A 20555-nucleotide genomic window follows, 5' to 3' on the forward strand; every position below is an offset into this window, starting at 1 on the left:
ACCGCTATGGGAGAGCTACTGGTCATACGTCACGGTCAGGCGTCCTTTGGGGCTGACAACTACGACAAGCTGTCGGACCTTGGGCACCGGCAATCCGAGGCCGTTGGCCAGTTGCTTCGCGATACAGGTTGGGTGCCGGACCGTACGATCACCGGCACCCTGACCCGCCAGAAAGAAACGCTTGCCTCGATGGGATTCGAGGCAGGCGATACACACCCCGGGCTGAATGAATATGATTTCCAGGACTTGCTGAACGCGCGCTATAAAGGGGCCGTTCCGGATCTGGTAAAAGGCGACCGCAAGGTACATTTTCGTACCCTGCGCGAGACCGTTTTTCAGTGGCAGGCCGACGAAATCGAAGGCCCAGCCGAAACTTGGGGCAGTTTTACCAACCGCGTAGAAGCCGCCCGCCTGATCGCCTGTGCCGAAGGGGCCGAGCGTGTGCTGGCCGTGAGCTCGGGCGGCGTGATCGGACAGCTTACAGCTGCATCCCTCGGGGCACCGCACAAAATGATGATGACCTTGAACCTGCAAATCAAGAACACATCAATTACCAAATTCGTCTTCACCAAGTCCGCGTTTTTCTTGCATGAATTCAACGCGACCCCGCATCTGATGTCAGCCCAGACCGCTGGCATGCTGACCTATAGTTAAGGAACGGTAGCCATGAGCACAGACACCCAGACACTCGATATTCCAAAGGTCAGCGCCTATCTGGAAAAACACCTTGAGGGCTTTGAAGGCCCGCTTGAGGTCTCTAAGTTTCAGGCGGGGCAATCGAACCCGACCTTCTTGTTGAAAACCCCGTCGCGCAACTATGTGCTACGCCGCAAGCCGCCGGGGGTTCTGTTGAAATCCGCCCATGCGGTTGATCGTGAGTTCCGCGTGCAAAAAGCGTTGCAGGATACCGATGTGCCGGTGTCGAAAATGCACCTGCTGTGCGAAGATGACGATGTCATCGGGTCGGCCTTCTATATCATGGACCACATCGACGGGCGCAACTTTATGGACCCGCGCATGCCCGAGATGGACAAGGCAGGCCGCGCCGGTGTCATCGACGAGATGAACCGCGTGTTGGCGGCTTTGCACGATGTGGATATCGATGCAGTTGGCCTGTCGGACTATGGCCCTCCCGGCAACTACTATGAACGTCAGGTCGCGCGCTGGACCAAACAGTACCGCGCCTCCGAGACCGAAGACCTGCCGGCGATGAATCAGCTGATCGAAAAGCTGACCGCGAGCATCCCAGAAGACGACGGGCAGCGCACGCTGGTGCATGGCGACTATCGCATCGACAATATGATGTTCGAAAAAGACGGCACCAATTGCTTGGCCATTCTGGACTGGGAACTGTCGACCATTGGCCATCCTTACGCCGACCTTGCCGCCGTAATCATGCAATGGCAGATGCCCGCGGGCACCGAAGGGCGCGGCTTTGGCGGAGAGGACCGCGCAGCGCTTGGCGTGCCGACCGATGCTGAATTCATCGCGAAATACTGCGAACGCCGCGGGTTGGAAGGGATCGACAACTTTGGCTTCTACCTTGCGTTCTGCTTCTTCCGCATGGCGGGGATCATTCAGGGCGTGCTGAAACGTGCGCTGGACGGCAATGCCTCCAACCCCGAACGCGCGATGAAGGTCGGTGCCTATGTGCCGGTATTTGCGGAAAACGGGCTTAAAGCGTTGGAAGGCAAATAAGATGGCCCCCAACGAGTTCGCAACAGATCCGGCAGAGACGAAGGACAGAAACTTTGTCACGGCGCTTGCCCGCGGGCTGGATGTGTTGCGCTGCTTTCGGGAAAATGAAACGGCCCTGACCAACACGGATTTCTCCGAACGGACAGGGCTGCCCAAGGCGACAGTATCGCGTCTGACCCATACGCTGGTCGAGCTGGACTACCTCGTCGCCGAAGCCCGCACAGGCACATATCGGCTGGGTGCCGGTGTGCTCCAGCTTGGCTTTGGTGTGCTGTCCAGCATGGAGATCGGCGACCGTGCGCAGGATGAGATGCGCAAGCTGCGCGACGGGCCCAATTCCTATGTCACGATCGCCATTGGCGAAGTGCACCGGCTGGATGTCGTCTATATCGCGACCAAACGCTCGCGCGAGGATGTGGCGCTGCAAATTCGCGTCGGGTCGCGTCTGCCGTTGTTTGATTCAGCCATCGGTCGGGCGATTCTTATGGGCATGAAAGACGACTCCCGCGACCGCGCCTTTCGCTGGGCTGCCGCGGAAGGTCCAGAATTCGAGGCCCGCGCGCGTGACAGCTATGACAACGCAGTAGCAGAGTTTGCGGACAAAGGGTTCTGCTCCAGCTATGGTGACTGGCGCCCCGATGTGAACGGCATAGCGGTGCCTGTGTTTTCGCCGAACGGTTCGCAGGTTTACGGGCTGAACGTCGGCGGTCCGGCATTTCACGTCAAAAAGCGACAGCTAGAGACGACCTATGCACAGCTTTTGGCGGATGCCGCACAGGCAATCAGCATCCGGTTCTAGGCCACCCCCCGTACGCGGGGGAATCAACTTGTCCAAACGTATAGATTGCGGTGTGAGCTAATTTACCCGCATGCCGTCCGCTGCATTTTTACAGCGTGCGCAGGCCATGACATTTGTCAGGATTAGATCGTTTTGTCGAAAAAAAGTTGCGCGAGCTTTTGGCGGACACTTGTCAGGCAGCCTTACAATTCGGCGTGTGCTGCCAAGAAATGCACGATTAATTTATCTATTTAGTATCAACACGTTATTTGCACGCCTGTTGAGAAAATTCCCGTCGCAACCTCAGCTGCGTTGGACTTCAAACGCCTTCTGTCACGCAAGATATGGCATGAAGAACGGTATCGCCTCGCAACTTATGAATAGAGGCGCTTGACAATAAACCGCATTATGCAAGGCTCTTTCCAAGGTCTGGCATTCTAAAAAACGCAAAAAGCGCCGGGCCGTCCTTGGGAGGATTGAAATGAAAAATATCGCTAAGTACGGCGCGGTTTCCGCGCTTTCTTTGGTCATTGGCGCGAGCGCAGCCTTTGCCGAAAATATCAAAATCGCGTTCATTGATCCGCTGTCCGGTCCATTCGCAAGCACCGGTACAAACGGTTTGCATCAGTTCGAATTCGCGGCTGACTACATGGTGAACGACAAAGGTGGTTTGCTGGATGGCCAGCAAATGGAAGTGCTGGCCTTCGATAACAAGATCAGCCCCAAAGAATCCCTTATTCAGCTGCAGGTCGCGATTGACCAAGGCGCTCGTTATGTCGTTCAGGGCAACTCCTCTGGCGTTGCGAACGCCTTGACCGAAGCCATCGACAAGCACAACCGCCGCAACCCCGACAGCCGTGTTCTGTTCCTGAACTACGCCGCTGTTGACCCTGCGCTGACCAATGACAAATGCAACTTCTGGCATTTCCGTTTCGACGCCAATTCCGACATCAAGATGGATGCGTTGACGGATGTGATCGTTCAGGACGACAGCATCAAGAAGGTCTACATCATCGGGCAGGACTATTCCTTTGGTAAAGCTGTGTCTGCAGCCGCCAATGAAATGCTGGGCGCGAAAGGTGACGGCATCGAAGTCGTCGGTGACGAACTGCACCCCATTGGCAAGGTAAAAGACTTTACGCCTTATGCGCGCAAAGTCGTTTCCTCTGGCGCGGATGCTGTGATCACCGGTAACTGGGGCGCAGACATGCTGGGCATTGGTAAGGCGATCATCGACAACGGTTTCGAAGGTCCGATCTATACCTACTACGCTGCGGGTTCCGGCATCACCGCCGCCTTTGGTGAAAGCGGTAAAGACAAGATCCGCCTGATCTCTCAGGGCAGCATCAACCCGATCGCCACGGAAGAAGCACGCGAAACCTACAACGCGTTCCTCGAGAAATATCCGGACGGCAACATTGACCAAAGCCGTATCTTCAATACCATCGGCATGCTGGCCCAAGCCATCACCGAAGCGGGCTCCGCCACAGATGTGGTCGCCGTGGCAAGCAAGCTGGAAGGCATGGAATACGACAGCATGTGGGGTGGCAAACTGTTCATGCGTCCCCAAGATCACCAGATCATTCAGGACATGCATGTCGGCGTCCACACGAACGACAATCTGGACTTTGACTATGATCAGTCCGGGTTTGGTGTCGTGACTGAATCGACCGTCGAAATGGCGTCGATGGACAGCCCGACAACCTGCGAGATGAAACGCCCCGAATAAGGCGATTTTTCTCGGGTCCGTCTGCGTGTGCAGGCGGACCCCTTTTGCACCTTGCCACCACACTACTGGAGGGGCCTCATGGACCTCATTCTCGTCAACCTCATCGACGGGCTGGTTACTGGATTGCTGTTGTTCATGCTTTCCGCCGGTCTGACCCTTATCTTTTCGATGATGGGCGTTTTGAACTTCGCTCACGCCAGCTTTTATATGCTAGGCGCCTATTTCGCTTACCAGATCAGCATCGCGCTTGGGTTCTGGATGGGGCTTCTGATCGCGCCGCTTGTTGTAGGGGTGCTGGGGGCCGGTGTTGAACGCTACGGCCTGCGCCGCGTTCACCAATACGGGCACGTGCCCGAGCTAATCTTTACCTTTGGTCTGGCGCTGTTGATCGAAGAACTGGTGCAATTTATCTGGGGCAAGAACCAACTGCCCTATTCTGTTCCTGACGCGTTGAACTTTACCGCGTTTGCGATCTCGGGGAACTCTATCCCCGCTTATAAAATTTTCATGATCTTCATCTCGATCAGCATCTTCATCGGGCTGCTTTACGTGCTGACCAAAACCCGCGTCGGCATGATTATTCAGGCGGCACTGAGCTATCCGCGCACGGTCGAAGCCTTGGGCCACAATGTGCCTCTGATCTTTATGGGCGTGTTCGGGGTTGGCACAGCGCTGGCCGGTGTGGCCGGTGTAATTGCTGGACCCGTGCTTGGGACCTTCCCAGGGATGGCGTTTGTGCTTGGGTCGATCGTGTTTGTGACCATCGTGATCGGCGGCCTCGGGTCGCTGTGGGGGGCGTTGATCGCGTCGCTGTTGATCGGCTGGATCACCACTTTCGCCAAATCCTACAACATCGAGATGGAGAATATCCTGACCGGCCTTGGCATCTCTAAACCCGAGAGCCTGGATGACAGCATATTCCGCGACTTCTGGAGCCTCACCAGCCCGCAGATCGCCGACATCTTGCCCTATATCCTGATGGTGCTGATCCTCATCTTCCGCCCGGCAGGTCTTTTCGGAAAGCGCAGCTCATGACAGTTTCAGATCCAAGAACCGATATTCCCAAAGGCGCCCGCCCCGAAGAGCAGATCACCACGGACCCGTCCAAACCCGCGCAGCGTATGCGGTCAGGTTCGCTGGTGCTGACACTGGCCCCTTGGGTCATCGCCTCTGTTGTGCTGGCCATTTTGCCGATGGTGTTTACCAACAATTCGGCACTGACGATCATGAACCAGATGTCGATCACAATCGTCTTTGCGCTGGCCTATAACATGCTGCTCGGGCAGGGGGGCATGCTGTCCTTCGGTCATGCGGTCTATGCTGGTGTGGGAGGCTTTGCCTGTATGCACATCATGAACATGTCTGATTTCTTCTCGACCATCCCGCTGGTGATCCTGCCGGTGTTTGGCGGGTTGTTCGGCATGGGGCTGGCAATGATTGTCGGTGCGTTTTCGACCCGCAACGCGGGCACAGTATTCGCCATGATCTCGCTGGGTGTGGGCGAATTGATCGCCGCCTGTTCCGTCATCATCGTCGCGTTCTTTGGTGGCGAAGAGGGCGTCAGCGGCGACCGTACCTATGCGCAACCCTTCTTTGGCGTCGAATTCCTGCAGCAGATCGAGGTTTACTACCTGACTGCGGGATGGGTCGTGGTCTCTGCCGCGCTGATGTACCTCTGGAGCCGCACACCCGTGGGTCGCATGGCAAACGCAGTGCGTGACAACCCCGAACGGGCAGAGTTTCTGGGCTATTCCTCTCGGTGGGTCCGGTTCTATAGCTTTGTCGCTTCGGGCTTCTTTGCTGGCGTGTCGGGTGGTCTGTTTGCCATCAACTACGAAATCCTGACCGAGGAGAACCTGAACACGGCCTCTTCGGGGATTATCCTGCTGGTGACCTTCCTGGGCGGCGTCGGGTTCTTCTTCGGCCCGATCATCGGAGCCATCGCCTTTACCCTGCTGCAAACCGTTCTCAGCCTGTCGACCGAGCTGTGGGCCTTTTACGCAGGCATTCTGTTCCTATCCACGGTGATGTTCTTCCCCGGTGGTCTGGCAGGTCTTCTGATGATGCATGTGCCTGTGTTCAAGCTGGGCAAGGCATCATCGTTGATTAAACCTTATCTCATGACGCTACTTCCCGCTGCGATTGGTTTGATGGGGCTAGCCGCCTTGGTCGAGATGACGTTCCACTATCGTCATGGCGCTACGGGTGACAACGAAATGACCGTCTTCTGGACCACCTTCGACAGCCACACCCTGATGCCGTGGCTGGTGGCGGGTGCGATAACGCTGATCGGGCTTGGCATCGCCAAAGTCACAGCACCCGCACTGAGAGAAGCATGGAGTGAAGCAACCACAGCAGGAGGCGCGTCATGAGCACACCCGCACTTGAACTGACTGGCCTCAAGAAAAGCTTTGGCAAGGCCGAGATCATCCGAGGCATCGATCTAAGCATCGGCAAGGCAGAACGCCACGCCGTGATCGGGCCGAACGGCGCGGGTAAATCGACGCTGTTCAACCTGATCACCGCACGGTTTGCGCCCTCGGCTGGAACGGTAAAGCTGCACGGCGAGGATCTGGCCGGGCTCGAACCCTTCCAGATCAACCGCAAGGGGCTAAGCCGCTCGTTCCAGATCACCAACATCTTTCCGGCAATGACCGTGTTTGAAAACGTGCGCTGCGCGCTCTTGTGGTCGCAGGGCTATAAATACAGCTTCTGGAATCTGGTGAACCGGTCCCGCGAACTGACCGAGGGCGCGGACCGCATCCTTGACCAGATCAACCTGCTGGAACGGCGCAACCTGCCCGCGGGCACCCTGTCTTACGCCGAACAGCGTGCGCTTGAGATCGGGATCACCATCGCGGGCGGGGCTGATGTCATCATGCTGGATGAACCAACAGCGGGGATGAGCAACACGGAAACCGACTATATTACCGACCTGATCCTCAAGGTCACCGCAGGCAAGACGCTGATCATGGTGGAACATGACATGAGCGTGGTCTTTGGTCTGGCCGACCGGATTTCGGTGCTGGTCTATGGCGAAATCATCGCCACCGGAAAACCCGCAGACGTGCGTGCAGACGCCCGCGTACAAGAAGCCTATCTGGGCGCCGCATTGGAGGCAGAACACTAATGATGCTCGAAGTCACGGATATGCACGCCTTCTACGGCAAATCTCACATCCTTCAGGGGGTGAACCTGAAGGTAAACGAGGGCGAGATCGTCGCGCTTTTGGGGCGCAACGGGGTCGGCAGATCGACCACCTGCAAGGCCATCATGGGCGAGGTCGAACCAAAAGGATCGGTCAAGTTTCAGGGGCAGGAAATCAGCGGCAAGAAAGCGTTCCAGATCGCTAATATGGGGATCGGCTATGTGCCCGAAAACCGCGACATCTTCCCCGGCCTCACCACGCGACAAAACCTGACGCTGGGTCTGAAGCCCGGTCAAAAGGATGGTGCGGGGCGTTGGTCCATGCAGGCGATGTTCGACATGTTCGAAAACCTTGATCGCCGCGCCGACGTCGAAGCGTCGGTGCTGTCGGGCGGGGAGCAGCAGATGTTGACCATGTGCCGGACATTGATGGGCGACCCCGATCTTGTCATGATCGACGAACCCACCGAAGGCCTGTCACCGCAGATGGTGCAGAAGGTCGCCGAGGTGCTCAAAGAGATCGCCAACCGCGGGATCTCTACCCTGCTGGTGGAACAGAAACTGTCGATCGCGATGGACATCGCGGATCGGGTCTATGTCATGGGGCATGGTCAGGTGGTCTATGAGGGCACGCCGGCTGAATTGCGCCAGCGTGATGACGTGCGCAAGGAATGGCTTGAGGTCTGATCACGTACGTCAGACCCTAACCTATACATCATCTATTGAAATCGTCGCGGGCCGCGGCCTCATCCTCCTGAGGCGCGGTCGCGGCTTGGGAGGAAAGTTTTTTGGCGTTCGACACAAATAAGTTGGGCCGCATCGGGGACTGGATGCAGACCTATGTGGACCGCAAACGGTTTGCCGGTTGTTCGGTGCTGGTGGCGCAGGGCGGGCAAGAGGTTTATTTTGATGCCAAAGGCACACGTGACATAGAGACAGGGCAGCCGTTTACCCGCGACACCATCGCCCGCATCTATTCGATGACCAAACCCGTCACCTCGGTCGGCATCATGATGTTGGCGGAACGCGGGCTGTTCCACCTTGATGCGCCGGTGTCGGATTTTATCCCTGCCTTTGCCAATATGCGCTGCCTGATCGACGGCGCGACCGCGGCGGACCAAACCGAACCCTGCCAGACGCCGACGCTGCACCAGCTGCTGACCCATACCTCGGGGCTGAGCTATCCGTTCAACCCCGGCATCACCGCCAAAGCCATGGACGAAGCCGATATCCTGTTCCGCGCCGATCAGGGCTCGCTGGCAGAGATGACAGACCGCGTGGCCGCATTGCCGCTGGCGTTTCACCCCGGCACACGCTGGGAATATTCCGTGGGCATCGACGTGCTTGGCCGCGTGATAGAGGTCGTCTCGGGCAAGTCGCTAGAGGCGTTTCTAGTCGATGAAATCCTCGGCCCCCTTGGCATGGATGAGACGCGGTTTTCTGTGCCCACCGGCGGACAGGACCGTTTCGCCTCGCTTTACACTCCGCTGGCAGGCAGCGCCTACGGGATGAACGCGGCCAAGCCAGATACCCCCGTTCTGCGCTGTGTCGACAAGCCTGAAAACTCCCCCTTTCTGAACGCCGAAATGCACTCTGGCGGCGGCGGGCTGGTGGGCACCATCGATGATTACCTCAAGTTCACAGAAATGCTGCGCACAGGCGGGGCGGGACTGCTGTCGCCCAAGACGCTCGACTTTATGATGCGCAACCATCTGCCCGGCGACATCGCGTCGATGGGTCCCGCCAGCTTCGCCGAACAACCGATGGAGGGCATGGGCTTTGGCCTCGGCGGTGCCGTCGTGCTGAACCCCGGCCGCGTGCGCGTTCCCAGCAGCCAAGGCGATTTCAGCTGGGGCGGCATGGCCTCTACCTTCTTCTGGATTGATCCGGTGCTGGATCTGTCTGTCGTGTTCTTCACGCAGCTTGCACCCTCCAGCTCGTACCCCGCGCGTCCCCAACTCAAGGCCCTCATCCACGGAGCGATGACATGAACGATATCCTTTGGACCCCGACAAAAGAGCGCGCCGATGCCTCAACCATGGCGGAATTTGAACGGTTCCTGAACGAAAAACGCGGCCTGACGTTCGACGACTATAACGCCATGTGGGATTGGAGCGTGACCGACCTGGACGGGTTCTGGTCCGCGATCTGGGAATATTTCGACGTAAAAGCCAGCGCGCCTTACACAAGTGTGATGGCGAAGCGTCAGATGCCCGGTGCCGAATGGTGCCCGGGAGCGATGCTGAACTTTACCGATCAGATCATGAAGCACGTGGACAGCCAGCCCGAGGGTGATGCGCTGATCGTGCAGTCCGAAACCTTTAGCCGCAAACGGCTGTCGTGGACCGAACTGCGCGACCAGGTGGCAAGTGTTGCGGCGCATCTGCGCGATATGGGCGTAACCAAAGGCGACCGCGTTGTCGCGGTACTGCCCAATACCGAAACCGCGATGATCGCCTTTTTCGCCACCGCCAGCATCGGCGCGATCTGGTCGCTCTGCGCACCCGACATGGGGCATGTCGCCATTCTGGACCGCTTCAAGCAGATCGAACCCAAGGTGCTGATCGCGCAAGATGGCTACGTGCACGCAGGCAAAACCGTGGACCGTCGCGAGATACTTGCGGGACTAGAGGCTGCTTTGCCTAGTTTGGTGCAATGCGTCACGGTGCCGTTCGTGGGCGATCTGCCCGATGGGCATACGGCGTGGGACAGCCTGCTGGACCGCGACGCGCCCTATGAAAGCACCCAAGTCCCCTTCGATCATCCGCTGTGGATCGTCTATTCGTCCGGTACCACCGGCAATCCCAAGCCGATTGTGCACGGGCATGGCGGGATCATTCTGGAATCCGCGAAACAATCCCTGCACCATGATTTCCGGCGCGGCGGGCGGTATTGCTGGCTGACGTCTTCCGGCTGGATCATGTGGAACTCGCAATTCACAGCACTGGGTCAGGGCACCACAGTTGCGATGTTCGACGGGGCACCGAATTACCCTGACATGGGCGTGATCTGGCGCTTTGTCGCGGATGAAAAGCTTGATTTCTTCGGCGCAGGGGCGGCCTTCTTTAGCGGCTGCATGAAGGCGGGGCTGACGCCGCGCGACGAGGTCGACCTATCGGCGCTGCGCTCGCTCGGCTCCACCGGATCACCGCTCAGCTCGGACGCCTATGACTGGATATATTCCAATGTGAAAGAGGACGTCTGGCTTGCGCCGATCTCGGGCGGGACCGATCTGGCAGGGGCCTTTGTGTTGGGCCACCCCGGCATGCCGGTGCGCGCAGGCGAAATGCAGTGTCGCGCGCTTGGCAACGCGGTGCGCGCCTTTGATGAGGACGGCAACGATCTGACCGGCGTAGTGGGCGAATTGGTCTGCACCGAACCGCTCCCGTCGATGCCGCTGTACTTTTGGGGCGACGACGATGGCAGCCGTCTGCACGACAGCTATTTCGACACCTATGCCGGCATCTGGCGCCACGGCGACTGGATCGAGATCAACGCACACGGCGGGTCGGTGATCTATGGCCGCTCTGACGCCACGATCAACCGCAAGGGTCTGCGTCTTGGCAGTGCCGAGATTTATCAGGCGGTCGAAGGGCTGGACGAGGTGATGGACAGCCTTGTTGTCGACCTCGAATTTCTGGGGCGCGAAAGCTTTATGCCGCTGTTTGTGGTGCCGGCCCAAGGCGTCGCCTTTGACGACGCGTTCAAGGACAAGATCAACGCCGCGATCCGCAAAAATGTATCAGCGCGGTTCATCCCGAACGAGATCATCGAGGTGGCCGAAGTCCCGCGCACATTGTCCGGCAAAAAGCTTGAGGTTCCTGTGAAAAAGCTGTTGCTTGGGCAGGATCCGGAAAAGGTGGTGAACAAAGATTCAATGGCCAATCCGGACAGCTTTGATTTTTATGTCGCCTACGCCAAGACCCGTGCGACCCAGAAGGACTAAACCCAGATGACTGACGTGGCCCGCCAACTCCTTGAATTGCTGGATATAGAACAGCTTGAGGTCGATTTGTTCCGGGGGATCGGATCGGGCGGGGAAACCACCACGCGCATCTTTGGCGGCCATGTTATCGCGCAGGCTTTGATGGCCGCCTATCGCACGGTGCCGGACCGGATGTGCCATTCGCTGCATGCCTATTTCATCCGTCCGGGCGATCCGTCGATCCCGGTGATCTATCAGGTGGACCGCGCCCGTGACGGGGGCAGCTTTACCACACGGCGAGTCGTTGCGATCCAGCACGGCAAACAGATTTTTAACCTTTCGGCATCGTTCCACGTGCAGGAAGAGGGCTGGGATTACCAACACAAGATGCCCGACGTCAAAGGGCCTGAACACTGGCTTGACCGCCCGGACCTGCGCGAACCCTATATCGAAAAAATCCCGCCCAAACACCGCGACGATTTCCTGCGCGAACGCCCTATTGAGATCCGCGAGGTTGATCCACGCGATCTGTTCGAACCTGAAAAGACTTCGGACAAGAACTATCTTTGGTTCCGGATGGAGGCCGCCAAGGGGCAGTCGCCGATCATGCAGCACTGCTTGCTGGCCTATGCGTCGGATATGAACCTGCTCGGATCGTCGCTGCGGCCGCACGGGCTGACGTGGTTTCAGGGCGAGGTCATGACCGCAAGTCTGGATCACGCCATGTGGTTTCACGCGCCGATCGATTTCTCGGACTGGCATTTATACGAGCTCGACGCGCCCTTTACTGGCGGCGCGCGCGGGTTCAATCGCGGGCTGATCTATAACCAAAACGGACAACTGGCCGCCACCACTGCCCAAGAAGGGTTGATGCGGCCCTACAAAAAGAAAGAAGTTGCTTCATGACAGAGACAGGGGGCCGCTATCCGGGCTGGCGACCGGGCATTGAACTGCGTGACGACTGGCTCGGGCTGGTCCCCGAGACGGCAATCGACCCGCAGCGCGAGATCGTGGACCCCCACCATCACCTTTGGCGTCACGGCACGCCCGAGGCCCCCGCCGTCTACGAGATGGACGCGCTGTGGCGCGACACAGGGGCGGGGCACAACGTGGTGCAGACTGTCTATATCGAATGCCGCTCTTACTGGGATCGAGACGCGCCCGCGCATCTGCAATCCGTAGGCGAAACCCGTACCGTGGCGCAGATGGCGGTACAGACTCCGCGCGGTCAGGCGCAAATCGCTGGGATTATCGCGCAGACCGAACTGGTGCTGCCCCCCGACCAGCTGCATGCCGCGCTCGACGCGCATGAGGCCGCAGGAAACGGGCTGTTCAAAGGTATCCGCAATTCTGGCGCGCGCGACGCCGAACCGCAGCATCTCGCCATTCCCGGACGTGGCGTTGAAAATCAGTATGGCGACCCCGAGTTTGTGCGCGGTGTCACGATTTTGGGCGATCGCGGACTGACGCTGGACAGCTGGCATTATCATCACCAGCACCAAGAGTTTCTCGATCTTGCCTGCGCTGCCCCACAGACGACGCTCGTCCTTGATCACTTTGGCACGCCTTTGGGTGTTGGCCGGTTCGAGGGCAAACGGGACGACATCTTTGCCGCGTGGAAGGACCATATGTCAGAGCTCGCAGAGTGCCCCAATGTGATGGCCAAACTGGGCGGGCTTTGTATGCCCGACAACGGCTACGGCTATATGCACCGTGACCTGCCACCATCCTCGGATGAAATCATCGAGACGCAAGGCAAATGGTACGCGCATATGCTGGACGTTTTCGGCCCCGAGCGTTGCATGTTCGAAAGCAACTTTCCCGTGGACCGTACGGCGGTCAGCTATGTGGTGATCTGGAATGCATTTAAAAAGATGTCAGCGCATCTAGATGACGCAGCGCGACAGGCGCTGTTTTCCGGCACAGCGCGGCGTGTCTATGGGTTGCCGCCCGCGTGATGCGGACGGCAGGTTTTCAGGTTAACCGAATTTGAAAAAGCACAGTTTGTTGCCATCAAAGTCCCGGACATAGGCCCCGTAAAAACGGTCCGGGATCCGTTGCCCCGGCGCGCCTTCGTCCGCCGCGCCAAGCTCAATCGCCTTGGCGTAGAACGCGTCGACTTCTTCTTTGCTGTCCGCCGTAAACGCCACCATCACCCCGTTGCCGGGGGTAGGGGCCTCTTTGTTATAGGGCTCGCAGACCGAAATCATGGGTGTGCCGCCGCCGGTGCCAATCATGGCAATCCGGCCGCTGTCGATCAGTAGCTTGGCTCCCTTGCTTTCGAACAGGTCGCAATAGAACTGTTTTGCGCGTGCGATGTCGCTGGTGCCGACGGTGGTATAGCCGATCATGATGCATTTCCTTGCGGGTTTCTGCGGTCGCCATACATCCGGTGCAGCTTGCGCATGCCCCCGATCCAGCGGTCGTAGTTTTCGGTCTTCTTGCGCATGTATTCCAACACCTGAGGGTGGGGCAGCACAAGGAATGTCTCGTTGCGGATGGTCTCCAGACAGGCTTCGGCCACCGGTTCGGCTTCCAGCAGCCCGTCGAGCGCGGCCACAGAATCCTCGTGACCGCGGGTCATCTCGCTGCGAACCGCTTGTGGACACAACACCGATACCTTGATCCCATCATCACCATGAGACATCGCCAGCCATTCAGCCACGGCAACAGCCGCATGCTTTGTCACGCCATAAGGCGCGCAGCCGACCTGGTTCAGCAAACCCGCCGCCGAGGCAGTGTTCAACAAATAGCCGCCCCCACGTTCGGTCATGCGCGGCACCAGATGACGGGCCGCCCAGATGTGGGCCATCACGTTGATGTCCCAGATGCGCTGCCAGTCCTCGTTCGGCACTTCCATGCCGCCCGCGATCAGGATGCCCGCGTTCGAGCAGAACAGATCAATCGGACCGATGTCGTTTTCAACAGCATTGATCATATCCGCGATCTCTTGCTCTACGCCAACATTCACACCGAATGCGACGCCACCGATTTCATCGGCAACCGCCTGCGCGCCTTCTCTGTTGAGATCGACACAGACGACTTTCTTGGCCCCTTCCGCCGCAAAGCGGACGGCCATCGCCTTGCCGATGCCGCTGGCGGCACCGGTGATGACGATGATTTTATCCTTAAGTTCCATAGCTGCCCCTCACGTCCACATGTTCGACCCGCCACAAACGGTCAGCGCCTGACCGGTCATGTAGCGGCTTGCATCGGAAGCAAGGAACACGGCGAGCCCCGCGAAATCCTCTGCCTCGCCAAGACGGCGCAGGGGGATTTCATTCTTGATGCGGTTCTCGACTTCGGGATTGTCCCACAGCTCGCGCGCGAATTCGGTTTTCACCAGACCCGGACAGATCGCATTAAACCGCAGACCTTTGGGCCCGAATTCAGCCGCAAGGTTGCGTACAAGGCCGATCAGCGCCAGCTTGGACATGCCATAGGTGCCCAGCATGACGGACGGTTTGAACGCCCCGATGGACGAGGTGAACGCCATCGAGCCAGACCCTTTTTCGATCATGTCGGGTGCCACCATCTGTGCCAGCCAAAGATTGGACAGCACATTGGCGTTCATCGTCTTTTCATAGGCATCATCGGGGATCTCGGACGTGGGCCCATAATAGGGGTTCACGCCGGCATTGCCGATCACGATGTCGATTTTGCCCGCCAGCTTGTGGGTCTCGTCCACCAGCGCCTGCAACTGCTCTTTGTAGCCGACATTACACGCGACGCCGAACGCCTTGCCCTTGCCAAGCGCGTTGATCTCGGCGGCGGCGGCATCCAGTTGGTCTTGCTTGCGCGCCGAGATGACGACCGTCGCGCCATGCTCGGCCAGGGCCTTGGCCATCGCCAGCCCCATGCCCTTGGAGGCGCCGGTTAACAGCGCCACCTTTCCGGTCAGATCGAATAGGGTCATACGCCACCCCGCGTGCGACCTGTCGCGATCTCGTCGCGGGCGCGCGACGTGCGCAGGTTCGATTCCTGATAATCCTTGACCTCGGCGCGGGCGATCACGTGATGGTGGACTTCATCAGGGCCATCCGCAAAGCGCAGCGTACGCTGGGACGTGTACATGCCCGACAGCGGCGACCACTGCGAGATACCCGTGGCACCATGCACCTGCATCGCTTGGTCGATGATGTTACAGACTTTTTCTGGCACCATCGCCTTGATCATGCTGACCCAGATGCGCGCTTCTTTGTTGCCCAGCACATCCATCGCCTTGGCGGCTTTCAGAACCATCAGGCGCATCGCCTCGATCTCGATCTTGGCACGAGAGATGGTTTCCATGTTCTTGCCCAGATCAATGATCTTCTTCCCAAAGGCTTCACGGCTCAGCCCGCGTTCGATCATCAGGTCCAACGCTTTTTCCGCCGACCCGATAGAGCGCATGCAGTGGTGGATACGGCCTGGCCCAAGACGAACCTGGGAAATTTCAAAGCCGCGGCCTTCGCCCCACAGAATGTTTTCCTCGGGCACGCGGACGTTGGTGAACTTGATGTGCATGTGACCGTGTGGCGCGTCGTCGTGACCAAAGACATGCATCGGGCCGACAATTTCGACACCGGGGGTGTCGATCGGCACAAGGATCTGGGACTGCTGGCGGAAGGGGTCGGCGTCGGGGGACGTTTTGACCATCGTGATCATGATCTTACAGCGTGGATCACCTGCGCCCGAAATGTAGTATTTCTCGCCGTTGATCACCCACTCGCCGTTTTCTAGCACAGCAGAAGTAGAGATGTTCTTGGCATCCGAGGACGCCATATCAGGTTCGGTCATCGCAAAGGCTGACCGGATTTCACCGGCAAGCAGGGGCTTGAGCCACTGTTCTTTTTGCTCGGGCGTGCCGATGCGTTCCAACACTTCCATGTTGCCAGTGTCAGGTGCGTTACAGTTCAGTGTTTCAGGGGCCAGCGGGCTCTTGCCCAACTCGGCTGCGATATAAGCGTAGTCGAGGTTGCTAAGGCCTTCGCCGGTTTCGGCGTTAGGCAGAAAGAAGTTCCACAGACCGGCATCACGCGCCTTTTGCTTGGCTTCTTCCAGCAGTTCCAATTGGCCCGGTGCATAGGACCAGCGGTCGGCGCGGCCTTCGCCAAGACGGAAGAATTCGTCGGTCATCGGGTCGACGTTTTCGCGGATGTGCTTGATCACGGCGGCCAATAGGGGCTTGGCTTTTTCCGACATATCAAGGTTGTTCATTCCGGCCATAGCTTCGTTATGTGACATAGAGTGCCTCCTGGCAGTTAATTTCGGATATTATTTGTTGACCCAGTTGGGTTTGCGTTTTTCGACAAAGGCGTTCACGCCTTCCTTGAAGTCTTCGGTTTTGCTAAGATCCGCGATCACTTCGCGTGAATAGGCAATGCTGTCTTGCATCCCGTCACGGGCGTACATGTCGTTCAGCACGCGTTTCGTGGCCTTGACCGCCGACGGCGATACGCCGCACAGCTCTTCGGCCTTTTCCATCGCTTTCGCCATCAGCTGTTCCGCAGGGTAAACTGCGTTGACACAACCCATCGCCAGCGCTTCGTCGGCCATGATGGTGCGCCCTGTGAACATCAGCTCTTGCGCGGCAAGGCGCCCGATATAGCGCGACAGACGCTGTACGCCCGATGCCGCGGCAAAGAAGCCGACCTTGACTTCGGGCAGGGCGAATTTCGCCTGCTCTGACGCCAGAATAATGTCGCAGGACAATGCTGTTTCAAAACCACCGCCCATGGCGAAACCGTTGACGGCTGCGACGATGGGCTTTTCCAGATCAAAACGCGAGGACAGACCGGCGAAGCCGCTGGCGGGCATTGTCGCCTTGGACCCGCCCGCCGCGGTAGCTTTCAGGTCGTTCCCCGCGGAGAACGCTTTGTCGCCCGCCCCTGTGAGAACGGCGACCCACAGATCCTGATCCGCTGCAAACGCGTCCCAGCAGGCGGCCATTTCATTGTGCATGTCCACATGTACGGCGTTGTACACTTCGGGGCGGTTCATGGTCACGACCAGAATGTGACCCTTTTTTTCGGTGGTGATATATTGATAGCTCATACCTTCAGCCCTCCGGTGTCGATTTCTGTGAACTTGCCGCCATTTGCGGCCAAATCGCGTAGCAGCTCAGCGGGCGCGAATTCGGGGTCTTGGGCGCCTAGCTTTTCCATCACGTCCAGCACGGCTTGCGCACCGACCATGTCGCCATGGAACATCGGGCCGCCCTTATCGGCAGGCCAGCCATAGCCGTTCAGCCAGACCACATCGATGTCAGACGGGCGCTGCGCCTTGTTCTCTTCGAGGATTTTGACAGCCTCGTTGATCATCGGATAAATGCAGATTTCGATGATCTCGTCTTGCGACATCTGGCTTGTCTCGGCACCTGTGATGTCCTTAATCACTTTCGCCACAACATCGGACGGGATCGGGCGACGCGATTCGTCATAGTCGTAGAAGCCCGCTTGGGTCTTTTGGCCACGGCGGTCCATTTCACACAGCGCATCGCGGATCGGGTTTTCGGTATTGGCCCCTTTGGACCAGCCGATATCCAGACCGGCCAGATCGGACATCTGGAACGGCCCCATCTTGAAGCCAAAGGCGTTCAGCGCGGCATCCACATCCCACGGCATCAAGCCCTGTTGCAGCAGCTTGTTCGCCTGTTTCTGGCGTGCGAACAAAATGCGGTTGCCGACAAAACCGGGGCAAACGCCAACCAGCACGGCAATCTTGTTGATCTTGGCCGCCAAATCCATCGAGGTCGCGACCACGTCATCGGCAGTATGTTTCGCGCGCACAATTTCGAGCAATTTCATTACGTTGGCAGGCGAGAAAAAGTGCAGTCCGATGACGTCTTCGGGGCGGCTGGTCATCGCTGCGATTTCGTCGATGTTCAACGCCGAGGTGTTCGTCGCAAGGATCGCGCCGGGTTTCATCACGCGGTCCAGCTCGGTGAAGATCTTGCGCTTCAGCTCCATGTCTTCGAACACGGCTTCGATCACCAGATCACAATCGGCCAAGGCAGCAAGTTCCAGCTTGCCGTCGAAACGGTCCATCCGGGCTTCGACTTCGTCTTGCGGGAAACGGCCCTTGTCACTGCTGCGCTGGTAGTTGCCGCGCACAACCTTCAACCCGCGATCCAGTGCTACTTGCGTGGTCTCGACGATGGTGACGGGGATGCCCGCGGTGGCAAAGTTCATCGCAATGCCACCGCCCATCGTGCCCGCGCCGATGATGCCTACGGATTTGATCTCGCGCTGTTTGGTGTTGGCGGGCAGGTCCGGGACCTCCCACGCGGCTTTGCCGGCAGCACCGATATAGGCACCAATTTCTGCGTCGGTTGGGGTGTTCATAGTCTTCCTTTCTTCCGGCCCGGTTGGTGGGCCTTATGTGTCCAGACAGGCCGCGCGGATCGCACGGCGGTCAATCTTGTCGGTGGCACCACGGGTCAAAGGACCGTCCTGGCACCACAGTTTTTCGGGTATCTTGAATTTGGCCAGCCGCCCGTCGAGGTGCGCCGCCATATCCGCCTGCGTTAACGGCTTGCCATCGCGGGTCTGGACAGAGGCCCCGACGACTTCGCCCAAACGCGGATCAGGGACAGAGAACGCGCAGGCCTCGATCACATCGGGATGCGTGTGCAACGCGCCCTCGACATCCAGACACGCGATGTTTTCGCCGCCCCGGATGATGATGTTCTTCTTGCGATCAAGGATGGTGATATAGCCTTCGGCGTCGATCACACCCAGATCGCCGGTGCGCAGCCAGCCGTCTTGCATCGTCTCTTCGGTGGCTTCCGGCTTGTTCAGATAGCAGCGCATGTTGGCGGGGCTTTTGACGGTAATCTCGCCCAATTCGCCCTGTAGCACATCGTTGCCCTTGTCATCCAGAAACCGGATATCTTGCAGCGGCGGGTGCAGCTTGCCTGCGGCGTCGGGGCGTTTGTTGTATTCTTCGCCGACCATCCCGATACCAAGGGCGTTGGTCTCGGTCATGCCCCAGCCGGTCGCGATATCAGCGGCGGGGAATTGTCCCTTAAGCTGCGCCACCTGGGCCGCAGGGCGTTTCGCCCCGCCAGCCCCAAGCCAGCTGAGCGTCGGCAGCGTCTCGCCCATGCGTTTCGCGGCCTCAAGCAGGTCAGCAGATTGCGTCGGCACACCTAGAAAACGGGTCACGCCTTCGCGGTTGATCACACGCACCGCTTCTTCGGCATCCCATTTGTGCAGCAGCGAAATCTTGGCACCGGCTGGCAGGCTCAGCAAAAACAGCGGATGCGTCGCAGTGACGTGGAATAGCGGCGTGACGATTAACCCCGACGGGCGCGGCGCGGGCGGCGCACCGGGTTCAGGGGGCGTGACCAGCGGGGCGGCGACCGCCTGCAACAGCCAGCTGAACACCGCGCTGAGCGCACCACGGTGGGTCTGCACCACACCTTTCGGCTTGCCCGTCGTGCCAGAGGAATACATCACCGCAAAATCATCGTCAGTGTCCAGGTCGACACCCTCGGGCGCAGTATCGGCCATACCTTGCATCACCGCCGATAGCTTGTGCGGGCCCATGTCTTCGCCATCACGCACGCCGATCAGACGCAGCCCTAGGTCGTCGACCAGCGGCATCATCCGTTCAAAGCGGGGACCATCAGCAAACACCGTCTTGGCACCGCTGTCTTGCAGCGCATAGTCGAGCTCTTCGGTCGTCCACCACGCGTTCACGAACACCACCACCGCACCAGCCGAGGCAACGGCAAGGGTTAACATCAACAGTTCGGGATAGTTGCGCATCGCGATGCCGACACGGTCGCCGGTCTTGATCCCAAGCGTGTCGCGCAGCCCGTTGGCAATACGATTCACGTCGGCGACAAATTCATCATAGGTCCAGCGTTCGTCCTGATAGACCAGAAACTCCGCCGCCCCGTTATCATGAATCTCGCGGCTCGCCTGAACGAGGCCTCCAAGGGTTTTGGGAATGTTTTTGAATGTCTTATAGGTGACGCCACGAATGTTGCTCTCGGCTACCTCGAACGTCGGGTTTGTCGAAACCACGTGGCGAATGGCTTCCTCGGGGGTCATTGCGGTCATATGCACCGGCCCGCAGACAGCATAGATACAGATAGTGTGGCCATTTCGTCCTCCCTTATCGAGCCTGTTGCCGGACACTCCTCCACGATTGTCCGCGACTCTGATGTCTGCAGCCTAATCGTTAAAATCCAAACTGCAATACCGCATGATGGAACAATGTTCCGCAAACTGACGTTTGACAGGTTTTTACGCGCACCAAGGCCCCCCGCTGACGCGGCTCTATATCTT

General features: G+C 58.5%; 19 protein-coding genes. 12 read left to right on the plus strand and 7 right to left on the minus strand.

The window, feature by feature from the left end; all coding sequences use genetic code 11:
- Window positions 1–6 precede the first annotated feature (6 nt).
- The 12 genes from BLQ98_RS08550 (at window position 7) to BLQ98_RS08605 (ending at window position 13235) form a co-directional block, all read left to right on the plus strand.
- A complete protein-coding gene (locus tag BLQ98_RS08550) occupies window positions 7–654 on the plus strand; it encodes a histidine phosphatase family protein (RefSeq protein WP_093732931.1) in 648 nt (215 codons plus the stop codon).
- Between the two features lie 12 nt (window positions 655–666).
- Window positions 667–1698, plus strand: a complete 1032-nt coding sequence (locus BLQ98_RS08555) for a phosphotransferase family protein (protein ID WP_093732932.1) — start codon at window positions 667–669, stop codon at window positions 1696–1698.
- A gap of 1 nt (window position 1699) precedes the next feature.
- A complete protein-coding gene (locus BLQ98_RS08560; protein ID WP_093732933.1) occupies window positions 1700–2497 on the plus strand; it encodes an IclR family transcriptional regulator in 798 nt (265 codons plus the stop codon).
- A 460-nt stretch (window positions 2498–2957) separates the two neighbouring features.
- Window positions 2958–4205, plus strand: a complete 1248-nt coding sequence (locus BLQ98_RS08565) for a branched-chain amino acid ABC transporter substrate-binding protein (protein ID WP_093732934.1) — start codon at window positions 2958–2960, stop codon at window positions 4203–4205.
- 78 nt (window positions 4206–4283) lie between these two features.
- Complete coding sequence (locus BLQ98_RS08570) at window positions 4284–5240, plus strand: branched-chain amino acid ABC transporter permease (protein ID WP_093732935.1); 957 nt, start codon at window positions 4284–4286, stop codon at window positions 5238–5240.
- Window positions 5237–6577 (plus strand): branched-chain amino acid ABC transporter permease, encoded by a 1341-nt coding sequence (locus BLQ98_RS08575; RefSeq protein ID WP_093732936.1) that lies wholly within the window; start codon window positions 5237–5239, stop codon window positions 6575–6577. The genes BLQ98_RS08570 and BLQ98_RS08575 overlap by 4 nt, the downstream gene beginning before the upstream one ends.
- A complete protein-coding gene (locus BLQ98_RS08580; RefSeq protein ID WP_093732937.1) occupies window positions 6574–7335 on the plus strand; it encodes an ABC transporter ATP-binding protein in 762 nt (253 codons plus the stop codon). The genes BLQ98_RS08575 and BLQ98_RS08580 overlap by 4 nt, the downstream gene beginning before the upstream one ends.
- Window positions 7335–8039, plus strand: a complete 705-nt coding sequence (locus BLQ98_RS08585; RefSeq protein ID WP_093732938.1) for an ABC transporter ATP-binding protein — start codon at window positions 7335–7337, stop codon at window positions 8037–8039. Before BLQ98_RS08580 ends, BLQ98_RS08585 begins: the two co-directional genes overlap by 1 nt.
- Before the next feature lie 101 nt (window positions 8040–8140).
- Window positions 8141–9343: a serine hydrolase domain-containing protein gene (locus tag BLQ98_RS08590; protein WP_244148398.1), complete on the plus strand. Its 1203-nt coding sequence runs from the start codon at window positions 8141–8143 to the stop codon at window positions 9341–9343.
- Window positions 9340–11298 (plus strand): acetoacetate--CoA ligase, encoded by a 1959-nt coding sequence (locus BLQ98_RS08595; RefSeq protein ID WP_093732939.1) that lies wholly within the window; start codon window positions 9340–9342, stop codon window positions 11296–11298. The genes BLQ98_RS08590 and BLQ98_RS08595 overlap by 4 nt, the downstream gene beginning before the upstream one ends.
- 6 nt (window positions 11299–11304) lie before the next feature.
- Window positions 11305–12183 carry an acyl-CoA thioesterase gene (locus tag BLQ98_RS08600; protein ID WP_093732940.1) on the plus strand — a complete coding sequence of 293 codons (879 nt, stop codon included), beginning with the start codon at window positions 11305–11307 and terminating at the stop codon, window positions 12181–12183.
- Window positions 12180–13235, plus strand: coding sequence for an amidohydrolase family protein (locus BLQ98_RS08605; RefSeq protein WP_093732941.1), 1056 nt, complete (start codon window positions 12180–12182; stop codon window positions 13233–13235). The genes BLQ98_RS08600 and BLQ98_RS08605 overlap by 4 nt, the downstream gene beginning before the upstream one ends.
- Before the next feature lie 21 nt (window positions 13236–13256).
- On the opposite strand, the gene BLQ98_RS08610 is transcribed toward BLQ98_RS08605, so the two are convergent.
- Genes BLQ98_RS08610 through BLQ98_RS08640 form a run of 7 tightly spaced genes read right to left on the minus strand, consistent with a single transcriptional unit; the run spans window position 13257 to window position 20327 of the window.
- Window positions 13257–13628, minus strand: coding sequence for a VOC family protein (locus BLQ98_RS08610; RefSeq protein ID WP_093732942.1), 372 nt, complete (start codon window positions 13626–13628; stop codon window positions 13257–13259).
- A complete protein-coding gene (locus BLQ98_RS08615; protein WP_093732943.1) occupies window positions 13625–14416 on the minus strand; it encodes an SDR family oxidoreductase in 792 nt (263 codons plus the stop codon). Before BLQ98_RS08615 ends, BLQ98_RS08610 begins: the two co-directional genes overlap by 4 nt.
- 9 nt (window positions 14417–14425) lie before the next feature.
- Window positions 14426–15193, minus strand: coding sequence for an SDR family NAD(P)-dependent oxidoreductase (locus BLQ98_RS08620; RefSeq protein WP_093732944.1), 768 nt, complete (start codon window positions 15191–15193; stop codon window positions 14426–14428).
- Entirely contained in the window at window positions 15190–16476 is a 1287-nt protein-coding gene (locus BLQ98_RS08625) for an acyl-CoA dehydrogenase family protein (protein ID WP_093732974.1), read from the minus strand. The genes BLQ98_RS08620 and BLQ98_RS08625 overlap by 4 nt, the downstream gene beginning before the upstream one ends.
- A gap of 57 nt (window positions 16477–16533) precedes the next feature.
- A complete protein-coding gene (locus tag BLQ98_RS08630) occupies window positions 16534–17313 on the minus strand; it encodes an enoyl-CoA hydratase-related protein (RefSeq protein ID WP_093732945.1) in 780 nt (259 codons plus the stop codon).
- Window positions 17310–18602, minus strand: a complete 1293-nt coding sequence (locus tag BLQ98_RS08635) for a 3-hydroxyacyl-CoA dehydrogenase (protein WP_093732946.1) — start codon at window positions 18600–18602, stop codon at window positions 17310–17312. Before BLQ98_RS08635 ends, BLQ98_RS08630 begins: the two co-directional genes overlap by 4 nt.
- A gap of 33 nt (window positions 18603–18635) precedes the next feature.
- Entirely contained in the window at window positions 18636–20327 is a 1692-nt protein-coding gene (locus BLQ98_RS08640) for a class I adenylate-forming enzyme family protein (RefSeq protein WP_093732947.1), read from the minus strand.
- Between the last annotated feature and the right edge of the window lie 228 nt (window positions 20328–20555).

This window comes from Sulfitobacter litoralis, assembly GCF_900103185.1.
In the GTDB taxonomy this organism is placed as follows: domain Bacteria; phylum Pseudomonadota; class Alphaproteobacteria; order Rhodobacterales; family Rhodobacteraceae; genus Sulfitobacter; species Sulfitobacter litoralis.

Bases quoted from the DNA above. Each gene is read 5' to 3' on its own strand.
- BLQ98_RS08565 (WP_093732934.1), top strand. From the start codon at position 2,958: ATGAAAAATATCGCTAAGTACGGCGCGGTTTCCGCGCTTTCTTTGGTC.
- BLQ98_RS08610 (WP_093732942.1), bottom strand. From the start codon at position 13,628: ATGATCGGCTATACCACCGTCGGCACCAGCGACATCGCACGCGCAAAA.
- BLQ98_RS08640 (WP_093732947.1), bottom strand. From the start codon at position 20,327: ATGACCGCAATGACCCCCGAGGAAGCCATTCGCCACGTGGTTTCGACA.
- BLQ98_RS08555 (WP_093732932.1), top strand. From the start codon at position 667: ATGAGCACAGACACCCAGACACTCGATATTCCAAAGGTCAGCGCCTAT.
- BLQ98_RS08560 (WP_093732933.1), top strand. From the start codon at position 1,700: ATGGCCCCCAACGAGTTCGCAACAGATCCGGCAGAGACGAAGGACAGA.
- BLQ98_RS08625 (WP_093732974.1), bottom strand. From the start codon at position 16,476: ATGAACAACCTTGATATGTCGGAAAAAGCCAAGCCCCTATTGGCCGCC.
- BLQ98_RS08630 (WP_093732945.1), bottom strand. From the start codon at position 17,313: ATGAGCTATCAATATATCACCACCGAAAAAAAGGGTCACATTCTGGTC.
- BLQ98_RS08575 (WP_093732936.1), top strand. From the start codon at position 5,237: ATGACAGTTTCAGATCCAAGAACCGATATTCCCAAAGGCGCCCGCCCC.
- BLQ98_RS08620 (WP_093732944.1), bottom strand. From the start codon at position 15,193: ATGACCCTATTCGATCTGACCGGAAAGGTGGCGCTGTTAACCGGCGCC.
- BLQ98_RS08595 (WP_093732939.1), top strand. From the start codon at position 9,340: ATGAACGATATCCTTTGGACCCCGACAAAAGAGCGCGCCGATGCCTCA.
- BLQ98_RS08580 (WP_093732937.1), top strand. From the start codon at position 6,574: ATGAGCACACCCGCACTTGAACTGACTGGCCTCAAGAAAAGCTTTGGC.
- BLQ98_RS08615 (WP_093732943.1), bottom strand. From the start codon at position 14,416: ATGGAACTTAAGGATAAAATCATCGTCATCACCGGTGCCGCCAGCGGC.
- BLQ98_RS08585 (WP_093732938.1), top strand. From the start codon at position 7,335: ATGATGCTCGAAGTCACGGATATGCACGCCTTCTACGGCAAATCTCAC.
- BLQ98_RS08550 (WP_093732931.1), top strand. From the start codon at position 7: ATGGGAGAGCTACTGGTCATACGTCACGGTCAGGCGTCCTTTGGGGCT.
- BLQ98_RS08605 (WP_093732941.1), top strand. From the start codon at position 12,180: ATGACAGAGACAGGGGGCCGCTATCCGGGCTGGCGACCGGGCATTGAA.
- BLQ98_RS08600 (WP_093732940.1), top strand. From the start codon at position 11,305: ATGACTGACGTGGCCCGCCAACTCCTTGAATTGCTGGATATAGAACAG.
- BLQ98_RS08635 (WP_093732946.1), bottom strand. From the start codon at position 18,602: ATGAACACCCCAACCGACGCAGAAATTGGTGCCTATATCGGTGCTGCC.
- BLQ98_RS08570 (WP_093732935.1), top strand. From the start codon at position 4,284: ATGGACCTCATTCTCGTCAACCTCATCGACGGGCTGGTTACTGGATTG.